The organism is Enterobacter sp. Ag1 (assembly GCA_000277545.1).
GTDB lineage: Bacteria > Pseudomonadota > Gammaproteobacteria > Enterobacterales > Enterobacteriaceae > Cedecea.
In genome coordinates this window covers 1-310 of record AKXM01000007.1, presented here as the reverse complement: position 1 = coordinate 310, position 310 = coordinate 1, and the positions used below count along the sequence as shown (strand labels likewise).

Sequence of the window (310 nt, the reverse complement as noted above, 5' to 3'; positions counted from 1 at the left end):
TTTGTCTGCTATCAGCCGGTCTGTGATATTTCAGGACACTGCCATGGTGCAGAAGCCCTGATGCGCTGGAGAAGAAATAACGGCAGATTGATCCCTCCGGACGTGTTCATTCCTGCGGCAGAGTCAGAAAAAATGATGGGGCCCTTAACGCGTCACCTGATGAGGCTTATTGCTAATGATGTTAAAGAGTGGATCCCCACGGGAGAGTTTCATCTGAGCATAAATATTGCATCGGAGCACCTCGCCGGAGGAGAGTTTATAGGGGATATGAGGGCGTTTCGTGACAGTATTCCTTCTTCGTTATCCCTTG

Annotated in this window: 1 protein-coding gene; it reads left to right on the top strand. The window is 49.4% G+C overall.

What is annotated here, in order from left to right; genetic code table 11:
• On the top strand, positions 1-310 hold a 310-nt coding region (locus A936_RS04195), incomplete at both ends, for an EAL domain-containing protein (protein ID WP_034807742.1).